This is a genomic window from Neobacillus soli NBRC 102451, assembly GCF_001591665.1.
Taxonomy (GTDB): domain Bacteria; phylum Bacillota; class Bacilli; order Bacillales; family Cytobacillaceae; genus Neobacillus; species Neobacillus soli.
On record NZ_BCVI01000077.1, the window covers coordinates 1 to 20,430 of the forward strand.

The 20,430-nt window shown below is 41.2% G+C and carries 17 protein-coding genes; 5 read left to right on the forward strand and 12 right to left on the reverse strand.

Features of this window, described 5'->3' with window-relative positions; translation table 11 throughout:
- Positions 1–463: 463 nt before the first annotated feature.
- The 8 genes from BSO02S_RS23655 to BSO02S_RS23690 all read right to left on the reverse strand — a co-directional run bounded on the left by BSO02S_RS23655 (position 464) and on the right by BSO02S_RS23690 (position 9,999).
- The gene (locus tag BSO02S_RS23655; protein WP_066073631.1) at positions 464–1,579 is read right to left on the reverse strand and encodes a M20 metallopeptidase family protein; all 1,116 of its coding nucleotides are present in this window, start codon (positions 1,577–1,579) and stop codon (positions 464–466) included.
- 33 nt (positions 1,580–1,612) lie between these two features.
- Positions 1,613–2,785, reverse strand: coding sequence for an aminotransferase A (locus tag BSO02S_RS23660; protein ID WP_066073634.1), 1,173 nt, complete (start codon positions 2,783–2,785; stop codon positions 1,613–1,615).
- A gap of 100 nt (positions 2,786–2,885) precedes the next feature.
- On the reverse strand, positions 2,886–3,578 hold the full coding sequence (locus tag BSO02S_RS23665; RefSeq protein ID WP_066073639.1) for an RraA family protein: 693 nt from the start codon (positions 3,576–3,578) through the stop codon (positions 2,886–2,888).
- Between the two features lie 33 nt (positions 3,579–3,611).
- Positions 3,612–4,412, reverse strand: a complete 801-nt coding sequence (locus BSO02S_RS23670; protein ID WP_066073642.1) for an HpcH/HpaI aldolase family protein — start codon at positions 4,410–4,412, stop codon at positions 3,612–3,614.
- Positions 4,409–6,454 (reverse strand): ABC transporter ATP-binding protein, encoded by a 2,046-nt coding sequence (locus BSO02S_RS28395; protein ID WP_066073645.1) that lies wholly within the window; start codon positions 6,452–6,454, stop codon positions 4,409–4,411. Before BSO02S_RS28395 ends, BSO02S_RS23670 begins: the two co-directional genes overlap by 4 nt.
- A 23-nt stretch (positions 6,455–6,477) precedes the next feature.
- The gene (locus BSO02S_RS23680) at positions 6,478–7,377 is read right to left on the reverse strand and encodes an ABC transporter permease (RefSeq protein ID WP_084375160.1); all 900 of its coding nucleotides are present in this window, start codon (positions 7,375–7,377) and stop codon (positions 6,478–6,480) included.
- 12 nt (positions 7,378–7,389) lie between these two features.
- On the reverse strand, positions 7,390–8,334 hold the full coding sequence (locus BSO02S_RS23685; protein ID WP_066073648.1) for an ABC transporter permease: 945 nt from the start codon (positions 8,332–8,334) through the stop codon (positions 7,390–7,392).
- Between the two features lie 66 nt (positions 8,335–8,400).
- Positions 8,401–9,999, reverse strand: coding sequence for an ABC transporter substrate-binding protein (locus tag BSO02S_RS23690; protein ID WP_066073651.1), 1,599 nt, complete (start codon positions 9,997–9,999; stop codon positions 8,401–8,403).
- A gap of 322 nt (positions 10,000–10,321) precedes the next feature.
- On the opposite strand from BSO02S_RS23690, the gene BSO02S_RS23695 reads away from it, so the two are divergent.
- The 3 genes from BSO02S_RS23695 to BSO02S_RS23710 all read left to right on the forward strand — a co-directional run bounded on the left by BSO02S_RS23695 (position 10,322) and on the right by BSO02S_RS23710 (position 13,914).
- Positions 10,322–10,927 (forward strand): TetR/AcrR family transcriptional regulator, encoded by a 606-nt coding sequence (locus BSO02S_RS23695; protein ID WP_142303680.1) that lies wholly within the window; start codon positions 10,322–10,324, stop codon positions 10,925–10,927.
- A 203-nt stretch (positions 10,928–11,130) separates the two neighbouring features.
- Entirely contained in the window at positions 11,131–11,640 is a 510-nt protein-coding gene (locus BSO02S_RS23700) for a Gmad2 immunoglobulin-like domain-containing protein (RefSeq protein WP_066073657.1), read from the forward strand.
- 717 nt (positions 11,641–12,357) lie between these two features.
- Positions 12,358–13,914: an ABC-F family ATP-binding cassette domain-containing protein gene (locus tag BSO02S_RS23710; protein WP_066073662.1), complete on the forward strand. Its 1,557-nt coding sequence runs from the start codon at positions 12,358–12,360 to the stop codon at positions 13,912–13,914.
- A 174-nt stretch (positions 13,915–14,088) separates the two neighbouring features.
- Here BSO02S_RS23710 and BSO02S_RS23715 read toward each other — a convergent pair whose 3' ends face one another.
- Positions 14,089–14,556 carry a hypothetical protein gene (locus BSO02S_RS23715; RefSeq protein ID WP_066073665.1) on the reverse strand — a complete coding sequence of 156 codons (468 nt, stop codon included), beginning with the start codon at positions 14,554–14,556 and terminating at the stop codon, positions 14,089–14,091.
- A gap of 6 nt (positions 14,557–14,562) precedes the next feature.
- Positions 14,563–15,567: a DUF3231 family protein gene (locus tag BSO02S_RS23720; protein WP_066073666.1), complete on the reverse strand. Its 1,005-nt coding sequence runs from the start codon at positions 15,565–15,567 to the stop codon at positions 14,563–14,565.
- Positions 15,568–16,186: 619 nt separating this feature from the next.
- Here BSO02S_RS23720 and BSO02S_RS23725 point away from each other — a divergent pair.
- Positions 16,187–17,422 (forward strand): IS110 family RNA-guided transposase, encoded by a 1,236-nt coding sequence (locus tag BSO02S_RS23725; RefSeq protein WP_066073669.1) that lies wholly within the window; start codon positions 16,187–16,189, stop codon positions 17,420–17,422.
- 559 nt (positions 17,423–17,981) lie between these two features.
- Here BSO02S_RS23725 and BSO02S_RS23730 read toward each other — a convergent pair.
- Positions 17,982–18,602 (reverse strand): FMN-binding negative transcriptional regulator, encoded by a 621-nt coding sequence (locus tag BSO02S_RS23730; RefSeq protein ID WP_066073672.1) that lies wholly within the window; start codon positions 18,600–18,602, stop codon positions 17,982–17,984.
- 124 nt (positions 18,603–18,726) lie between these two features.
- Here BSO02S_RS23730 and pdxR point away from each other — a divergent pair, with 124 nt between their 5' ends.
- The gene (gene pdxR / locus BSO02S_RS23735; RefSeq protein ID WP_066073674.1) at positions 18,727–20,106 is read left to right on the forward strand and encodes a MocR-like pyridoxine biosynthesis transcription factor PdxR; all 1,380 of its coding nucleotides are present in this window, start codon (positions 18,727–18,729) and stop codon (positions 20,104–20,106) included.
- Between the two features lie 79 nt (positions 20,107–20,185).
- On the opposite strand, the gene BSO02S_RS27335 is transcribed toward pdxR, so the two are convergent.
- A complete protein-coding gene (locus BSO02S_RS27335) occupies positions 20,186–20,341 on the reverse strand; it encodes a hypothetical protein (protein WP_157081499.1) in 156 nt (51 codons plus the stop codon).
- Positions 20,342–20,430 lie beyond the last annotated feature (89 nt).

Below are 20,430 nucleotides of genomic sequence, written 5' to 3' on the forward strand. Positions count from 1 at the left end.
TAAGTATGAGGGATTTTCCACAACTTCCAAATAACTTCCATGAAATGTCGTAAGTCTCTGAAAATATGTCGTAAGTGGCTAAAATTGTGTCGTAAGTGGCGGAAAATGTGTCGTAAGTATTCGAGATTTTCCGCAACTTCCAATTAATTTCCACAAGTTGTCGTAAGTCTCTGAAAATATGTCGTAAGTTGCAGAAATTGTGTCGTAAGTGGCAAAAATATGTCGTATATGCCCTAAAATAAGACGCAATTGGAGGATATTGCGACGGAGAGTCCTTCATCTAGCCAATGAAGGACTAATCTTTATTAGAAAGGCTGCGTTTTGTCCTTCATCAAGCCAGTGAATACAAATAAGTCGAAATCGGCTCAAATTGTGCAGCAACTGCACCCGACTTTTTTCTTTAGCTTTTCATTAAAAAGAAGCTGATCTCCCAAAACCTCCTTTTGGAGTCAGCTTCTTCTCTTTATAGTTCAGCAATCCCTTTAAAAACCTCTACTGCCGTTTCTATGAGATCATCTTTAAAGTCATATTCGAAGCTGTGCAGGTTGGGATGGTCTTCTCCGCTCCCTACAAAAAAGTAGGAGCCCTTTGTCAGTTTGGTGTAGTGGCCAAAGTCTTCGGAGCCACGAAATGCTTCCTCCATCTCAACCATCGGAATGCCCTTTTCTTTGCAAATCTTACGAATCTTATCAGAGCTTTCCTTGTGGTTTGACGTATCCGGGAATACATCTTGGTACTCGAAACTCACCTTCAGACCATTCTTCTCCGCTTCGGTCCGCGCAATATCTTCTAAATTCTTTTGAAGCTTATCCATCTCTTCCTCGTAAAGCGCACGAATGGTCATTCTTAGCACGCCATGAGAGGCATTTACCCCAAAGGCTTTTGCACCGATGTCCACTTGAACAATAGTACAGAGAACGATGTCCTTGTTAAGTTTAGGATCAATGAAACTAGGTATCGCCTCAATTACTCTTGCAATGGCATATGATGGATTGATCCCCTTCTCCGGTTCACTTGCATGAGAGGGAACCCCCTCCATATAAATCGACATACCCTTGGAGGCACAGAATGCTGTTCCATCAATAACGTAGACTGTATCTTGTTTAAAACCGCTCATATTATGCCAGGCAAAGATTTCATCAATGTTGTTTTCCTTGATAAACACCGCGCACTCAGCAGCCCCGTCCCCTGTTTCCTCTGCATGCTGGAACAGGAAGAAAAGGTTGTTGTCGCTCCCCTGTTGATCGATTTCAAGGGCAAAACCACAAAGAGCAGCGGTGTGGCCGTCATGACCGCATTTGTGAGAAACACCGGGGTACTTTGAACCATACGGAAGAGGAATCGTTTCCTCAATCGGAAGAGCATCAAAATCGGCGCGGAATGCGACATTTCTTTTTCCCATAGGGGAGTGATAAATAGCATAGAACCAGCGGCCTCTGTCCACGATTTCAAGGCCTGTGTTTTCCTTCAGAAAATCAATAACATGCTGTTTCGTCCACACTTCATGGTTTGATAATTCTGGATGGGCATGTAGCTCATGCCGCAGTTTAATCGCCTTTGTTAGATTTCCCCTTTTCAATTTTAATGCCTCCTTTTATTCGGAAAAACGAATCTAACAATCAACTTTACTATTTATTTTTGCTAAAAATTGCGCTAACCTATTTAACCCTTCTTCTAGTATTCCCATTGAGTTGGCATAGGAGAGCCGGATGTATCCCTCTCCAAAGGTTGAGAAGGAATTACCAGGTATAACCGCTACTTTTGCCTCGTCAATTAATTGGTCAGTAAATTCCTCTGAGCTGAGGCCTGTCTTTTTAATAGAAGGAAATAGGTAGAAGGCTCCGTCCGGCCAGTTGACGTCCAGCCCCATTGCTTTCACACGGTCATATACATAATCTCTGCGATTCTGATATTCCGAGATCATTCGGTCTACCTCTGGTAAATCGGTTGCCAATGCTTCAAATGCAGCATATTGGCTTGTGGAGCTTGCACAAACGGTATTGTATACATGGATCTTTAGCATTTCTTCTATTAGATATTTCGGTGCCAGCGCAAACCCGATCCGCCAGCCAGTCATCGCATGGGATTTCGAAAGGCCGTTAATCACAATACTTTTTTCCTTCATGCCAGGAAAAACAGCAATCGAATGGTGTCTCGTTCCATAGGTTAATTCACTGTATATTTCATCGGAGATAATGAAAATATCCTTATCTATTAAAAGAGTAGCAATCTCTTGTAACTCTTCTTTTTCCAGAATAGAGCCGCATGGATTGGATGGATAAGGAAGCAGGACACAGCGAGTCTTATCCGTTAGTTTTGCCTTTATCATCTCTGCGTTAAGCTTGAAGCCAGTTTCTCTCGTATCGATAAAAACGGGGATGGCGCCGCATAATCTTATCAGCGGTTCATAAGCAGGATAAATGGGAGCCGGCAAAATCACTTCACAACCTTCATCCAGAATGGTACGAAAGGCAATATCAAGTGCTTCACTTGCACCTACCGTTACAAGAATTTCATCCTCTGGCTCATATTTTAAACCATAGCGGCGATCTACAAAGCTTGCAATCGCTTTTCTTAGTTCTGGTAATCCCGAATTGGTCGTATAACCTATCCGTTTTTCCTCCAGTGATTTGATTCCGGCGTTTATGACCTGTTGGGGAGTAGCAAAGTCCGACTGGCCCACCGTTAAATTGATGATACTTGGATCGTTCAGCACCTTATTATAGACTTTTCGAATACCGGATACTTGTATTTGTCTCACATTCTTGTTGACTAAATGAAGCATCTCCCACCATCTCCCTGGTTTTCACTAGTAAAAATTGATGATTCCCCGTTCACCACGCGTCAATGTTATATACGATTTTTCACGTTACTACAGTAAAGTATCACTTGGAAGAGATGTGATCATCCTTTTCCAGCATATCCTCCCATTGTGCATCCAGCCGACGCAGGAATGATTCCGCCCCAAAAACCCGTAAGTCCTCGAGATTCTGTTCATCTAATTCCTTCGCCACTTTACCAATCTCCAAATATTCTGAAATTTTATCCTGCGGTACGACTAAAAGTCCATCATTACTGCCGACGATTACGTCACCAGGCTGGATGACGCAGCCGGAAATCGAAACCGGAACATTGATATCGCCGCCGAGGCCGTAGAATTTTGTCGTCAAAGGCGACACCGAATGCGAATACACCTTAAACCCTAAATCTCGAAGGGCAATCGTGTCCGTAATGGCTCCGTTCACAATGGCTGCTGCGGCCCCTTTTTCCATCGCGATTCTTGTTGTTACTTCACCCCAACAGGCATAACGATCCTCTTCGGACGCGTCAATCACGACAATGTCACCAGGCTGGATATACTCCAGTGCCTTACAGGTGGATAACACATCATTTGGCGGGATTCGAACCGTCACTGCCGGTCCTGCAAACGGTGTCTCAATCGGAAATAACGGCTTCATTTTGCTTGCGGTAATGAATTGATAATTCAGCTTATGGCCATAATCACTTGGAGTAATCTCCCCCAATTGTCTTACCAATTCAGGGTCTGGTCTTTTAATTGAAGAATTTATAGTAATCATTTTCCTATTGCCCCTTTCAATTTTTATAAAAAACTAAACGTCCAGCGGTTCCTTCAACCCAGCTACTATCTTTCGGTAGCCAGATGCCATGATCATACGGTCTGTACTAAAATGAATGAACCGGGCTCCGCGCTTTTTCCAAGATTCCGCAATTTCATAAGGAGTTGGTGCGCCTTCCCCCTCTGGCACCTCGGAAAAAACGACGAGGTCGACGCCCTTCTTAACCGCAAGATCGCTTACGCGGTCAAGGGCCTCAACGACTTCTGGATGTGTCGTGTCCCCTTCGAACCCCATTGCCATCGATAAATCGTAGGGACCAGGCATAATGCCGGTGATCCCGGAGTCGAGAATTTCATCAATATTCTCGAGTGCCTCTTCATTTTCGATAATCGCCCAGATCAAGGTATTCTGGTCGCTCCACTCCCGATATTCCTTATTGTTTTTAAAACCATCCATGGCCCGAATACTTGGACTGAATCCTCTTTTCCCGGCAGGCCCGTATTTTGCTGCCTGTACAATCCGCCTTGCCTCTTCCCCAGTCCGAACGCTCGAAATCAGTACACCAGCTGCACCGGCATCCAAGATTTTTGTAATCCCGGAATGCTCGCTGGATGGAAGCCGGACGACAGCGGCTGTGCCGCCAGCCGCAGCCGCACGGATCATTTCAACCGCACCTTCAAAGGCAAAGGTATTGTGCTCTGCGTCAAGCAGGACAAAATCGAACCCGGCATGGCCGGCAAATTCAGCGCCATCAGGATTGTTAAAGGAAATAAAGGTGCCGACCGCGATCCCCCTTGTTTCTAATGCTTGATCCATTCTTTTCGTATGGCTCATACTCCCACTTCCTTTCCGACCTTAATACAAGCGACACTGTGCCCGTTTTCTGTCTCAATCAGCGGTGGCTCGGCTTCACTGCATTCCTTGGTTGCGATCGGGCAGCGATTAATGAAGGCGCAGCCCTTTGGCCGGTTCATTACGCTTGGGATTTCCCCTTCCAACATCACATGCTCCCGGGTTTCCTCTACGAACGGGTCTGGTATGGGTACCGCCGCAAGCAGTCCTTTTGTATAAGGATGCAATGGGTTTTCATACAGCGACTTCCAATCCGCTACCTCGACAATCTTGCCCAGATACATCACAACAATCCGGTCGCTAATATGGCGGACAACGGAGAGATCGTGGGCCACAAATAAATAGGTAAGACCCAGCTTTTTCTGTAAATCTTCTAATAGATTAATAATTTGTGCCTGGATCGATACATCCAGCGCGGAAATGGCCTCGTCACACACAATAAACGACGGGTTGCTGGCCAATGCCCGTGCAATTCCGATCCGCTGCCGCTGTCCGCCGCTAAATTCATGGGGAACTCTATTTTTCCAGGCAAGATTTAGGCCCACAAGTTCGAATAATTTATCCACCCGTTTCTCATATTCCTGCTTCGTCTTCGTTAATTGATGAATGATCAAGGGCTCTCCGATAATGCTGCCCGCACTTTGACGGGGATCCAGTGAACTAAACGGGTCTTGGAATACAAGGGATATATTTTTGCGTAACGGACGCAGTTTACTCTTTGGCATTTTGGCAATGTTTTGCCCGTCAAATATCACTTCACCTGAAGTGGGTTCGTACATCCGTAAAATACTGCGGATGATGGTTGTTTTACCGCAGCCGCTTTCCCCCACCAATCCAAGGGTTTCCCCTTTTTTAATGGTGAAGCTCACATCATCCACAGCCTTGACATCCGCTACTTTCCGCTTCAGAACCCCCTTTGTGACGGGAAAATACATTTTTAAGTTTTTAACCTCTAAAAGGTTTTCGTTACTGGATTGTTGGTCATTGACCACATCAGCAGAAGAATCCTTCGAAGCCGCCCTGGCAGCGGCCGTCTCTTGAATCGCCTCTGATGTTATCTCTTCATGGCAGGCCGCATAATGGCTGCCGCCTACAGACTCAAGCTTTGGTGCAGGCTTGAAGGAACAGGCTGCCGTTCGGTGTTGACATCTTGGCAAAAAAGCACAAATATCCTGTTTGTTAATCAGGGATGGAGGAATCCCATCGATTGGAATCAGCTGCCGTCCTCTTGGGTCATCTAATCGCGGGATCGCGTTCAACAAGGAAATCGTGTAAGGATGCTTCGGGCTTGAAAAAATTTCCTTTGTGGTTCCCGATTCAACAATTTCACCGGCATACATGACATAAATACGGTCAGCATAGCGGGCCACAATCCCTAAATTGTGGGTCACTAATACAATAGAAGTTTTTGTTTCTTTTGCAATATTTTTTAGCATTTCTAAGATTTGCGCCTGCGTGGTAACATCGAGCGCCGTTGTTGCTTCGTCGGCAATCAAAATCTTCGGTTTACAGGCCATCGCCATTGCAATGCACACCCGTTGCCGCATCCCGCCGCTGAATTGGTGCGGGTAATAGTCAATCCTTTCCTCTGCATCTGGTATCCCGACACTTTTCAGCAATTCAATCGCATGTTTGCGGGCATCCTTCTTATTCATCTTTAAATGGAGGATAATCGTCTCGATTATTTGATAACCAATCGTTAATACAGGGTTCAGCGACGTCATCGGTTCCTGGAACACGACCCCGATTTCCCCGCCGCGTACCTGCCGAAGCTCCTCCCCGCTTAACTGAAGCAAGTTTTTACCATTAAAGAGGACTTCCCCGCCGGTAATTTTTCCTGGGGGCGATGGGATTAGCTGGATGCCGGAATACTGGGTAACGGATTTCCCGCTGCCGCTCTCGCCGACGACGGCGACAACCTCTCCCTCATCCACATAGTAGGAAACGCCATCAACTGCTTTTACGACATTGCGGTCGACAGTGAATTGGGTTTGTAAATTTTTAACCTCGAGCAAATGGCCCATTTATGTACACCTCCCGTTTATCTTTACAAGCTTCCTTTCAGGCGGGGATCAAGAGCATCCCTTAATGCATCTCCGACAATATTGAAGGCCACCACCACTAGGACGACTGCCATCCCAGGGGCGAAGGAAAGAATGGGATTAGATAGTAAATATTTATAGCCGTCATTAATCATCGAACCCCAAGCCGCTTTAGGCGGTACAATCCCAAGCCCCAAAAAGCTGAGTCCCGCTTCGGCCAGAATGGCCACTCCAAAGTTTAAGGTAATTAAAACAATCAGCGGTGAAATACAGTTTGGCAGCACATGCTTGATCATATTTCGGATATTCGTCGAGCCCATGAGCTCCTGCGCCACAACATAATCCGCCTGCCTGATTGCTAGTACCTGGCCCCGCATTAACCGGGCGTAAGTCGGTACAAGTGACAGGCCTAAAGTAATCATGACGTTCGTTAAACCGCCGCCAAAGGCTGCTACGAAAACCAGCGCCAATATAATAGGAGGAATCGCCATAAGGGCATCCATTGCTCTCATAATAAGAGCATCCACCAACCCTCCAGCATAACCGGAAACTAATCCAAGGATGATCCCAATCACGCTGGCAATGGCGACGGAGACAATACCGACCAGCAGTGCCGCCTGGCTGCCGTAAATAATTCGGCTCAAGACATCCCGTCCAACCATGTCTGTTCCGAATGGATGGGCTAGGGATGGATCTGCAAGTATTTGCGCATAGTCTTGTTTATATGGATCATAGGGAGCAAGCAACGGGGCGAAAATAGCACAAATAATCATAATGAAGATAATGGCCAAACTTGCGACTACCGTTTTTCGAGCAAGAAATACACGAAGAAAGCGCTGTGTATTTCTTGTTTTTTTCACCTCCTGTTCCACGACTTTTTCAGAAGCGATGATTTCTATTGTCATCCTTATCCCTCCTTATTTAATCCGTATCCGTGGATCTGCGAAGCCATATGAAATATCAATCAATAGATTGGTAAGGGCAACGATAATGGCAATGACGAGCACGCAGCCCTGAACGACAACAAAGTCTTGATTAAAGACACTTTGAACGACAAGCCGTCCCATGCCCGGAATATTGAAGACCTGCTCAATAAATATGGTACTGCCGACGATGTTTCGCACCTGCAGCCCCACTAAGGTAATAACAGGAATAATGGCATTTTTCAACGTATGCCTGATGATAATGGCGCCTTCCTTTAATCCTTTCGAACGGGCCGTTCTAGTGAAATCCTGCATGATTACTTCAAGCATCGCCGACCTGGTCTGGCGGGCAAAGGAAGCTAGGGCCGCAAAGGCAAGGCAGATAACAGGCATAATGACCTGCTTTGTACTTAACCAGAAATCGTCAAATGGAGAGGTATATCCTTGCACTGGAAACCATCCCAATTTGAGGCTGAAGAAATAAATACATAAAACCGCTAGCCAGAAAGCAGGTACTGCCATTCCAACGTTTGAGACGACGGAAATGAGGGAATCCATTTTCCCTCCCCTTTTAATGGCTGCAATAATCCCGGCCGGCACCCCGATTATGATGGCTAATACCATCGAAAGAAAACTGATATACATGGTTTTTGGTAAGTGTTCGCCAATAATTCCCGTTACATCTTCTTTAATGGCAATCGACTTGCCAAGATCCCCTTGAAAGGCATGTTCGACCCAGGTAATATATTGGACTGCTAGCGGCCGATTCAGCCCTAATTCTTCGCGAATTTGTTCGACTTGTTCCGGTGAGGCTTCAGGTCCTAACAAAGTCCGTGCGGGATCTCCCGGCAGAACCTGCAGAATGGAAAAAACGATGAGGGTTACCATAAACAATACAATTACAGTCTGCAGAAGCCTGCGGATAATAAACGCAATCATAACAGCTCTCCTTTTCTGTTAGATAAGAGGGGAAGATGACAAGCATCATCCCCTCCAGGTTTTTCGTTACTTTGACAGCCATGTCTTTTCTGGAGAATACACATTGCCGTATGTTTCATTAAATCCGCTGTCTTGAATATTCGGATACATGACAATTGGCATGGTTGTAACCGCTAATGGGAAGAACATATGGTTTTCCTCGAAGACAGCCTTCTGTAATTCAAGGTTTGCCTGCTGCTTTGTTTCCGGATCGGTTGAAGCTTTACCCTTCTTAATGAGCTCTTCCACTTTTTCCGGATGGTTAATGTTTACATATAATTTTGCCTTTTTGCTTAAGTAACGTTCCAGGTAAAGCGGCAGGTCTGGGTCGGTAATGACGTCGAAGTACATCAGCCCGTCCCACTCGGAGCCAATTAGGTCATACATTCTAGCCGTATCAACCGGCACGACTTCCGCATCAATGCCAACTTCCTTTAAATAGCTCTGATAAACAGGTGGCAGTGCTTCATGCTCAAGGCCTGGCCAAGAGATGAGCTTCGTTTTGAAGCCGTTTGGATAGCCAGCTTCAGCCAGCAATTCCTTCGCTTTTTCAGGGTTAAATTCGAACTTTTTCGCATCTTTATTGTAAGATGTACCTGTCATAGGTCCCCATTGATCGGTTACTTCATAGCCGCCCTTTAGGACCTTTTCGACGATTGTTTTTGCATCAATCGCATAAGCTAATGCTTCTCTGACCTTTACATTGGCCCACGGGGAATCCGGATTTCCGCTATTCGGGATAAGTCCGTTTTCTCTGTTGCCAAGGCCTGTTGTAAGTGTGACGACTTTGTATTGATCGTTCTTTTCTAATTCTAGAACCCGATCAACCGGTAAATAGAAGGATGCATCTACTTCTCTTTGCTGGAAGGCAGCAGAGGCCGTCATGGCATCTGGAATGATTTTGTATTCGACCCCGTCAAGATATGGAAGACCCTTTTGCCAGTATTTCTCGTTTTTCTTGTATTTAATGGAGACGCCTCGCTGCCAGCTGTCAAACGCGAATGCACCGGTGCCCACTGGATGACTAGTAGCCCAGTCTTTTCCGTTCTTTTCATACGCAGTCGGTGAAATCATTTGAATCCAGAAACAGAGCGCGTTGTTCAAACTGCTGTTCCAGTCGGTTAAATTAATCTTGACTGTGCTTTCATCTACTACATCAATCGACTTAATCCCGTCTACTTCCCCGCGTTTGGCTTGCCGGAATAATTCAATATTCCATTTCACAGCCTCTGCATTGAAGTCAGTGCCATCGTGGAATTTAATGTCTTTTTTCAAAAAGTAAGTGATGGTTTTTGCTTGCGGCTCTAATTCCCACTTTTCTGCCAATAGCGGCTGCATAACACCCTTTTCATCAAATTTTCCGAGTGTTTCAAGAACCGGTGCCATCATGTGTACGAAACCGCTTCCAGGTTGCTCCGGCGGAACTCCTAAATTGGCGGGTTCAATAGGTGAGGAAATTTTCAATGTGCCCCCATACTGAGGTTCACCAGGATCCACTTGTTTTTGTGACGATCCTGAGGTTTCAGAGGATTTCGACTTTGAACCCGAACAGCCGGAAAGCATTACAGCGATTATCAATCCAATCATGATATTAAGGTATAAAAACTTTGATTTCTTTTTGACCATAAAGACATCTCCCCTTAATCTTTTGAACTAGTAGTTTTGAAAATTCTCCCTAAAGCCAATTTACTTTTTCCCCCTACCACTCCCTTTTCATCACTTCCTCATTGATAAAATCAAAGACATACATTAGAATTTAGATACTCGAGTATGTATTTGATTTTTTAATCTTACTACAGGTTTTTTAATTTATCAACAATTAAAAAAATTTAGAAAAATAATTTAATAGTTCTAATTTTGTTAGATATCTTACTATGTTATCATTTACCTATAACTGACATTTTAGGTAAAAGGTTGCTTGTCGAATGAAGAAAGGGTTGATGTCAAAATGGCTCGAAAAAGCAAGAAAGAGGCTGAAAATACGCGCAATACGCTGTACCAGATTAGTTTAGAGCTTTTTATAAAAAAGGGCTACAATAATACGACAATTGATGACATTTGTAAAAAAGCCGGGGTAACCAAAGGCGCCTTTTATAATCATTTTAAAAATAAAGGAGAGGTCATCATCAGTTCTTGGAAGGACCTTGATGAGGAGGTTATGAGAAGGGTCTCTTCTCAAAACTACCAATCTAACAAAGAAAAATTAATTGCTCTATGCAAGGGCATGTTCGATTATGTGGATGAAAATCGCAGAGAATGGACGAAAGTCATCTATACCCTGCAAATCAATGCAGACCAACCCTCTTATATGGTTTCAAAAGAGCGGAATATATTTATTGTTTATCAAGAGATTGTGGAAAAGGGGCAGCAGGAAAAAGAATTCCGGCAAGATTTGGATGCCGAATTTATTGTGCATATGATTCTTGTTTATACGAGGGGCATTATCTTTGACTGGATGCTCCATTCAACGGAAAAATTAGGAGAAGAAAATATGGAATTACTTCTCCCATTTTTTGATACCTTTGACCCGAAACTAGAACGTGTGACGAAATAGAAGATGATAATGTAAATTCGCAGATTGCGAGCCTTTTAGGGCATGGCCAGTTCCGGTTGATTCGGGGGCTGGCTTTTTTGATTATACTGGGGGATTTAGGCAAAATCGCAGATATACAAATCGTTTTTTAAATGAGACTTCATAGTTCAATAAGAAAATAACAGAAAAAATGAGCATAATATTAACTAAAAGGAGTGTGTGGGATGAAAAAGATTATGTATCTTTTACTTGTGTTATTAGCCGCGGTTGGATTATCGGCTTGCAGCCAGCAGGAGCAAGTAAAGGAACCGGATACAAAAAAGGTGGTGGAGAAGCCGACTAAGGAAGAACCGGCCAAAGAGGAGCCAGCTAATCCAGACGTATCTGGTTCAGATGACCAGGACAAAGAGAATAATCCCGGTTCAAATGATCAGGAAAAAACCTACCAAAATGAGGCTTTCAAAGATGTCATGGTCGTGGTATCAGGGGACCAAGTGGTGGTAACGGGTAAGGCGCAGGTATTTGAAGGCGTGTTCCAGTACGGCGTTTATGATGGGAAAACGGTTCTATTGGAGGATCGCTATCAAACGGCCGGTGCACCTGCCTGGGGCGATTTTAAAATTACGTTTGGAGCGGATTTAATCCGTGATGGCGGCGTTCGGTTAGAACTGTTTGTTTATTCGGCTAAAGATGGTGCAAAGGTGAATGTATTGAAGATTCCGGTACGGAAGTAAGAAAATTTAGGGGAGCCAGGCTTTGAGGCCTGGCTTTTTGGTTCCGTTAAATTGACACAGGGACGGTTTTCATGGCTTTCGAAAGAGCCAATTGATGAGAAAGCCATGAAACAGAAAGCCACCAGATCCGTCCCATTGGTACGGCCTACCTCGGCCAACATGGACTTTCAGGAAAATGGACGGAACGATATGCAACAAACGGCATTCTTTAGCTGCATATTTGGAGGAAAGTGCGACGTAGATGGCTTCTACTTCAATGCTGTGGATGAAAACCCCCTCAAACGTCTAAGTAGACATGCACTACTTCAACGTTCAGGCTGAAATTCCCCTCAAACATCTAAGTAGACGGGCTCTACTATGACGTTCAGGTTGAAATTCCTCTCAAACATCTAAGTAGACAGGCTCTACTTCAACGTTTGGTCTATAAATCCTCTAAATCATCTAAGTAGACGGGGCTATTGGAACACGTTCCTACTAAAAAATCTTATGCTATTCGTCTGAATCGGCAAATTGACGACAGGAGACTCTCACTCCATTAGATTCTCAGCCTTGACGGCTGCTCCACCTAGGCTCGGCCGCTCCGCCTGACCCTAATATCCAATTTAATCCATTCAGCTATTCTACTATCTGTGTTATATTTGAATACTAATTCTAAAATCAGGTGAACAAATAGATAAAAATTTCCTAATCAAAAAAAATTAAATTGAGGTTGAATATATGAGTATATTAACGGTTAAAGACCTAAGCCATGGATTTGGCGATCGTACTATCTTTAATAATGTTTCCTTCCGCTTGTTAAAAGGAGAACATATAGCTTTAATAGGGGCAAACGGTGAAGGTAAATCGACGTTTATGAATATCATTACAGGGCAACTTCAGCCTGATGATGGAAAAGTAGAATGGGCTAAGAATCAACGAGTCGGATATCTTGATCAACATACTGTTTTACAACAGGGACTGACCATCCGTGATGTACTAAATACGGCCTTTCAATACCTCTTTGACGTCGAAACGAATATAAATAACATTTACGAAAAAATGGCGGACGTTACACCAGAAGAAATGGAAAAGCTGTTAGATGAAGTGGGTACATTGCAAGAAGTATTAACGAATAATGACTTTTATATTATTGATTCTAAAGTAGACGAAGTGGCACGTGGCCTTGGTCTTGATGATATAGGATTAGAAAAAGATGTTCATGATTTAAGCGGTGGGCAAAGAACAAAGGTTTTATTAGCCAAGCTTTTACTTGAGAAGCCAGATATTCTGCTTTTAGATGAGCCTACAAACTATTTAGACGAACAACATATTGAGTGGTTAAGACGTTACCTGCAAGAATACGAAAATGCTTTTTTATTGATTTCTCATGACATGCCATTTCTTAATAGCGTTGTAAATGTCATCTACCATTTAGAAAATCAAGAATTAAATCGCTACGTGGGTGATTACAACAATTTCCTTGTGATTTATGAAGCTAAAAAAATTCAAATGGAAGCTGCTTTTAAGAGACAACAATCAGAGATTTCTAATTTAAAGGATTTTGTAGCCCGTAATAAGGCAAGGGCATCTACTAGTAGCCTTGCTATGTCCAGACAAAAAAAACTCGATAAAATGGACGTTATTGAATTAGCACAGGAACGTCCAAAACCTGATTTCAACTTTAAAGAAGCAAGAACCTCAGGTAAATTAATTTTTGAGACGAAAGAATTTGTCATTGGGTACGATGATCCACTATCAAAACCGTTAAATCTTTATATAGAGCGTGGGCAAAAAGTGGCATTAGTTGGAGCGAATGGAATCGGTAAGACGACACTCCTTCGTAGCATGCTTGGAGAAATAAGATCCCTTTCTGGTACACTTGAACGCGGTGAATACCAGTATATCGGCTATTTTGAACAAGAAGTGAAAACGGAAAATGAAAACACGTGCATCGAAGAAATATGGAATGAATTTCCTCATTTAAGCCAAGGACAGGTGCGTGCTGCTCTTGCAAGATGTGGGTTAACTAGAAAACATATTGAAAGTAAAATATCAGTTTTAAGTGGTGGAGAGAAATCGAAAGTCCGGTTATGTAAGCTCCTTAACAAAGAAAGCAATATCCTTGTTTTCGATGAGCCAACCAACCATTTGGATAAGGATGCAAAAGCGGAACTTAAACGGGCATTGAAATCGTATAAGGGAAGCATGCTTCTTATCTCTCATGAACCTGAGTTTTACCGCGACGTGGTAACAGATATTTGGGACGTAGAATCATGGACAACTAAAGCACTGTAGAGGGACGGTGGGACAGGTCCCCCCTGTCCCACAGCCATGATAAAAGCCAGCGAAACCTTATGGTCTTTCTCAATGCAACCTCTACCGTAAGGGTGGTTGGTTGTCTATATAGCTTTATTTATTATGTGAACCACCCTTTTTAATATTGCACCCGTTTACTTTAAGTGAGTTAGTTCACATACGGTTCTTAATTAAATGTTGAGAAATATTCTTTTTAAAAACTAAACCCAACACCACACCAGGAATAACACAAATAATTGGAAACCAAACAGGACCTAATAATACACCAAAGAGTTTTAAATTTGAGGAATAAATACACCCCACCGTAACAAAATAAGCAGAAAAAACAAATGGTAAAAAAGAAAATCTATCTTTTCCACCTCCAGCATCTTTATACGCATCCCACATCGCAAAGAAATATAAACAAGGATAAAACATTAACCACTGATAATCCGCCTGTAAAATCGCTTTTTCAATATTTCCTTGAAAACTTAAAATAATAACTTCGTTAAAATTAGCTAGGACATTCACCAAAAATTCTAAAAAAATGAGTATAGCACCTTTTATATATTTTCCATTTAGAAATTGTCCGAAACCTGGAAGAGCAATGCTCCAAAACAACACTTCCTTTTCATTCGCCACATTATTCTAGCCCTTTGCCAATTCTTTTCGGTCTTCTGCCAATGGTGGTTGCTCAAGCCAGCGATTCTTTATCATGATTTTAATCCAATCGTTACTAATCTTTAAATCAGCCATTATTGCCATCATGTACTTTGATGATAAATCCCGTCTTGATGCGGATGCCAGCCCTGTTCCATAATAAACCATTGCCGTCGACGATAAAAATCCAATTTGGAACATCAGTAGCTTTTCAGAAAACGGTGATACCGTAGAATCCGTAATTTCATGGTCAAAAGTAGGTGCACTTGGAAGATTTTCTGAAATCAAAACCTCATTAAACATTTTAATATTCTCCCCTGCCGATTTTATTACTTTCAGTAAGAAATTTTTAACTATAGTTGACTTTGCAACTTGATGGGTGGCAACTATCAAGGCTTTAGCAAATGAACTTTTTTTCAAATTAAAATAAATATTAGTAATTTCAATACAACTTAAAGCTCTTTTTTCTCCAAACCAACCTGTTACATAATTGTTATCATCTACATATTCTGAACTATCAGGTGGATTTAACACAGGAGGTCGATGATATACTCCTTTTTCTAACAAAATATCCTTTGTTCTATTACTTAATTCAACCGCACTTGCATTACATTCATTAAAATAATTACGAACATCTAGTCGGGAACATGTAGTTATTGCTCCACTATACCCATGACAACCATGTAAAGACATGATGTTTACATACTTCAAACACAAAATATCAGAAAAAAGGCGGGGGGCATTTGGTGTATAGTCATTATCCGTAAATCCAATAGGAATTGGATAACCTTCACTCCTAAAAAATTCTTTTATCTTTTCAATATGCTTCGTACTTAGAGACATTGCATATTCAAATACGCCTCTTATGTCAATATCCTCTATATGTTCCATCATATGTTTGTGAATACATATACTTGCTGTTTCGTTCATATACTGCGTCCAAAGTGCGGCAATTTCAGCGGAAGTTATTTTAGCATTAGATGTATTATCCAATTTAAACACCCCATGTTTTTATTGATAAGGTGTCCTATTCACTACTTCAAAATTCATATTATAGAGGAAATGTTCATGATCTGTGTCTAATAATAATCTAAGTGTTTTAATAACACTAAATTTCAATGTAGAGGTAGATACTTTTAAATATCTTAATTAGCTTCATTATTAGCTTAAAGTGGGAATTCAAGTTACACAATCGTTAGACAATATACTCTTAAATTTTAAAAATTTATTAAGAGTTCCTTCTTTAACATAGGTTAGATTTGTATTTCTTTAATTATCTTTAAATTCACATTGTTTTCGGTGGGCATAAATTGCTCTCACTTATTTTATTTAATTAAACTAACCTGCTCCTTTCGTATTATAAGGTTAGCCAGAATGCTAAATATTTCTGGTTGACCTTTTTTAAAATGGTTTTATTATATCAGTAGCCAGGGTAGAACGTATCTGCTCGTGGGGCTTCGACCCCGTCAGCTAAACTGTTCGCCCCCTACTTGTAGAAACATGATTGAGGCTGGTTGGGACGTAGATCTCGTATAACAAGCGAAGCTGTGACACTGCATGGAGGAATTAGGGGTTACTGGCAAATTAATAGTTCAGGAGGAGGAGATTTAGAATGAATCCAGTCGTTGGTCTGGATATATCAAAAGGGGAAAGTCAAGTTCAAGCATTCTTAGATAAAGGCAAACCTTATCGTAAGAGTTTTAAAGTTTCACATACTGTTGAGGGTCTTAGTTCACTTGTGTCTTTTCTTGAGGATGTGAAAAAAGAGTCAGGCAAGAAGCCTTCAATAATTTTAGAAGCTACGGGGCATTACCAAACACCAGTAGTTCATTACTTGGAAGAACGAGGTTATTTATTAATTATCATCAATCCACTGATTTCCTATAAGGCTAGATCTTCAAGCTTAAGAAAGGTAAAGACAGATGTCATTGATGCTTATCTCCTCTGTGAGTTGTTTTATAAGGAGGAATTAGAGCCATATAAAAAGCGTGGAGTCCAGTTATTAAACCTTCGCAACCTTACTAGACAACATGAAAATATAACTGGAGTGATGATTCAAACAAAGCTTCAATTTCAGGCAGTGCTTGAACAAGTGTTTCCTGAATATAAAGGGGTTTTTGGAGATTTATATTCAGTGGTGTCACTTTTAACTCTTTCAGAGTTCCCTTCTTCTGAGGATATTTTGAATGCAAGCGAAGAAGTAATTACAGACAAAATAAATGGTCTTTGTAAGAGTCGATCAAGCAGGTGGGCAAAGGAAAAAGCAATTCAACTTAAAGCAGCGGCTGCACGTAATCCTTTTGAAAAGACAGTCTATCAGAGTCATATTTTAAGTCTTGGTATGTACATTAAAATGATTCTTCAATACAAAGAGCATCTAGCAAAGTTAGAGACCGAGATAGATGCCCTCGCTAAAGATATTGAAGAATATACTATTATCAAATCTATTCCTGGTATTGGAGAAAAAATCGCTGCAACGATTATTTCAGAGATTGGGGATATAGATCGGTTTAATGACCCTAAAAAGCTTGTAGCATTCGCTAGTGTTGATCCTAGTGTCTTTGAATCTGGTAAGTTTTCTGCCACCAAAAACCGAATTACTAAAAGAGGATCTAGTAGACTTAGACACGCCTTGTTTATGGCTGTTCGTTGTGCCATTCGTGATTGCCGTAAAAAGAAAACAACGGATGAAATCATACCCCGCAATAAAAGAATGCGAGAATTTTACGATAAGAAACGTGATGAAGGAAAGCCTTTTAAAGCAGCTGTTATTGCCTGTGTAAATAAACTCTTACATTGGATATTTGCCCTTTTAAAGAACAGAACAACTTTCCAAGATATAGCTTAGAAGCTAAATCTAACCAAGTAACGCAAAACCTTCCAAGTCTAAACAAACGGAAGGTTATTTGGCATGATTATTTTTAGTATAGCATGAAATATTTTAAGTTTTTAATGAAAAATATTGACAAACTATTAGCTGGTTTACTTTAAGTGAGTCTTTTCACAATCTTATGCTATTTATAAAAAACAAGGGACCTATACAAAATAGGTCTTTAAGTATTACTGTATATTTTCCTTGTATTGTTCATTTAAAAAACTCTAAAAACCATAAAATAAATTAGCAAAATAATGGCAAGAGTGATGATAAATCGAATAATTCCAGATATAATTTTATTCATCTTTTTCCTCCTTACTTTGTTTGAATTGTTTGAAATAATACAACGTCTCCTTTCAATTCTTTAAAGAAAATTATACCATTTTTATGAAATTTTCAGATAAAATAATAAATTTATTTATTCCACTATTCTGCCCCGTTAGCAAAAAAAGGACCATGGGGACGGTTCTGGCGGTACTTATGGTTGTATTTCTATTACCGAAAAAAGCCATTAGAACCGTCCTCCCCAAGGTCAAAACAACTCTTTCCGTTGCTCACGCATCCACTGAGCAGCCTGAGTTTCCCCTTGTTCATCTGATTTTTCAAGTTCTGTAACGATATTTTTGTAATCTGTGTCGCTACGATTTTGACTCATTTTAGCTGCAGCTTGAATCGAGGTAATTTCTATTCTAAAGCCAACAATTCCTTTCATTTCGCTCTCAAGAAACTTAGAATCAAAAGTATGCCATTGCCGCCCGTTTTCTCGATGAGACTCGTATCGGTTGAGCAGCATATCTAAATCCGCTTTCAATTCATCCGAAGTCAAGATGCTTGCTGTTCCATACGTATGTACGGCTAGATAATCCCATGTGGGGACCTCGTCCACCGTATACCAACTTGATGAAATGTAAGCATGAGGTCCTTGAAAAATAAGCAACACATCAGTATTATTTTCCAAAGTCTTTTTCTGCATGTTTCCGTAGGCGATGTGCCCCGTCGCATAGATTTTCCCGTCATCTTCGCGAATCTCTATAGGAATGTGTGTAGCGATGGGCCGATGTTCATCGACAGTTATTAGTAATGCAAACGGATTAGATTTCATAAATTGAATTGCCTCATCATGGTTCATACGATATTGCTTCGGAATGTACACAATAATCATCCTTTCAACTTGTATTTGGGTATTTAAAAATATCCGATAAAAAAATAATATTGTACAAACTGACATTTTAAAAGGTACAATAACAAACAAATATACATGTCAGAGGTTGCTGTGAATGAAAAATACCATTTTTGTTTTTAAGGATGACTCTCCCAAATACAAACAAATTTACGAGCAGTTTAAATTATTTATTGAGCGGGGTGACATAGCAGCTGATGATTCATTACCTTCCATTCGCCAACTTGCTGATTCCCTTCAAGTAAGCCGCAATACAACATTAATGGCATATGAGCAGCTTGTAGCTGAAGGCTATATCCGTGGAGAAGGTCGAAAAGGGTATTTTGTAAATGAATTAGAGCCACTTTTATTTCAAGATGACTTAGTTCTTCCCAATAAAAAGCAAACAAAGTCGTTGACACAAGTCCTACTTGATTTCCGAGCAGGAGCCGTAGATCAAACAAATTTTCCCTTGAAAATTTGGAGGAGAATATCAAATCAAGTTTTGACATTACAGGAAAGCTTTCAATACGGGGAACCATTTGGTGAAGTGTGCTTACGCGAACAAATCGCTACATATTTACTTCAATCTCGAGGGGTGAAAACAGATCCAAATGCGATTATTATCGGCAGTAGTACCCAACAAATGTTGATTTATCTCGGACAAATCCTGAAGGATGATTTCACTAGCATTATTGTAGAGGACCCAGGTTATGATGGAGCAAGGGAGGCTTTTCAATTTCATGGTTTCACGCTTGAACCTTTACCAGTTTATGAATCAGGTGCTGATTTTTCAAAATTAGAACAAATGACCTCAAGGTTAATCTATGTAACACCCTCCCATCAAAGTCCAATAGGTGTTAGCATGTCTATTCAACAAAGACAAATGCTTATTAATTTGGCTAACAAGATGCATGGATATATTATCGAAGACGATTACGATAGTGAATTTCGTTATACGCAGCAGCCATTTCCAGCACTTGCTTCCATTGATTCAAAAAGAGTCATTTACCTAGGGAATTTCTCAAAGTCCTTCCTTCCAGGAATCCGTCTAAGTTATATGGTGCTGCCACAGTTACTTTTAGACCGTTATAAAAATCAATTTCTTCATTTCGAGAGTAATACTTCACTTCTTAGCCAGCTTACAATGGCTACATTTATGGAAGAGGGAGAATGGAATCGCCATATAAAACGAATGCGTCTTGTTTATACGCGAAAAATGCAATGCTTAGTTTCAGAATTAAAAAAACACTTCAAACAAAATATATCCATTATTGGGGAGCAGTCTGGCTTGTACGTATTAGTTAAGATACATCTAAATCGATCAGAAGAATGGTTGATTGAGCGTGCTTCCATTTATGGGGTTAAAGTGTATCCTACCTCTATCTATTTCATAAAAAAAAATTCTGATGAGGCAATTATTAAACTAGGATTCAGTAACCTAACTTGTGAGGAAATTCAGTTAGGTGTGAAGCTTTTAAAAAAGGCCTGGGCATAAAAAACACCCCGAGGTCATTGACCATGGGGACGGTTCGAGACCAGTGGCCTTAGTTTAACGGGATTACGAGAATTTCCAATTAATAACCAGCAAATGTCGTAAGTCTCGTAAAAAAAAAGGCCGGATTCATCTCCTGAATCCGGTCTTTACTATTTAACCCATTTCCGCCGAATCGATTGCCACAGGGACGGTTCTGGCGGCCTACTTCTTTCATCTGTTGATCGAAAAAAGCCACCAGAGCCGTCCCCTTGGCCCCAAAAACTAAATCTCATTTTTACGTGTCCACTTTTAAGACTAACCTCAAATAGACGCTATTGGAACCCG

Coding starts and splice junctions, on each gene's coding strand:
- BSO02S_RS23660 (WP_066073634.1), bottom strand. CDS start 2,785: ATGCTTCATTTAGTCAACAAGAATGTGAGACAAATACAAGTATCCGGT.
- BSO02S_RS23665 (WP_066073639.1), bottom strand. CDS start 3,578: ATGATTACTATAAATTCTTCAATTAAAAGACCAGACCCTGAATTGGTA.
- BSO02S_RS23670 (WP_066073642.1), bottom strand. CDS start 4,412: ATGAGCCATACGAAAAGAATGGATCAAGCATTAGAAACAAGGGGGATC.
- BSO02S_RS28395 (WP_066073645.1), bottom strand. CDS start 6,454: ATGGGCCATTTGCTCGAGGTTAAAAATTTACAAACCCAATTCACTGTC.
- BSO02S_RS23680 (WP_084375160.1), bottom strand. CDS start 7,377: ATGACAATAGAAATCATCGCTTCTGAAAAAGTCGTGGAACAGGAGGTG.
- BSO02S_RS23685 (WP_066073648.1), bottom strand. CDS start 8,334: ATGATTGCGTTTATTATCCGCAGGCTTCTGCAGACTGTAATTGTATTG.
- BSO02S_RS23690 (WP_066073651.1), bottom strand. CDS start 9,999: ATGGTCAAAAAGAAATCAAAGTTTTTATACCTTAATATCATGATTGGA.
- BSO02S_RS23695 (WP_142303680.1), top strand. CDS start 10,322: ATGGCTCGAAAAAGCAAGAAAGAGGCTGAAAATACGCGCAATACGCTG.
- BSO02S_RS23700 (WP_066073657.1), top strand. CDS start 11,131: ATGAAAAAGATTATGTATCTTTTACTTGTGTTATTAGCCGCGGTTGGA.
- BSO02S_RS23710 (WP_066073662.1), top strand. CDS start 12,358: ATGAGTATATTAACGGTTAAAGACCTAAGCCATGGATTTGGCGATCGT.
- BSO02S_RS23725 (WP_066073669.1), top strand. CDS start 16,187: ATGAATCCAGTCGTTGGTCTGGATATATCAAAAGGGGAAAGTCAAGTT.
- pdxR (WP_066073674.1), top strand. CDS start 18,727: ATGAAAAATACCATTTTTGTTTTTAAGGATGACTCTCCCAAATACAAA.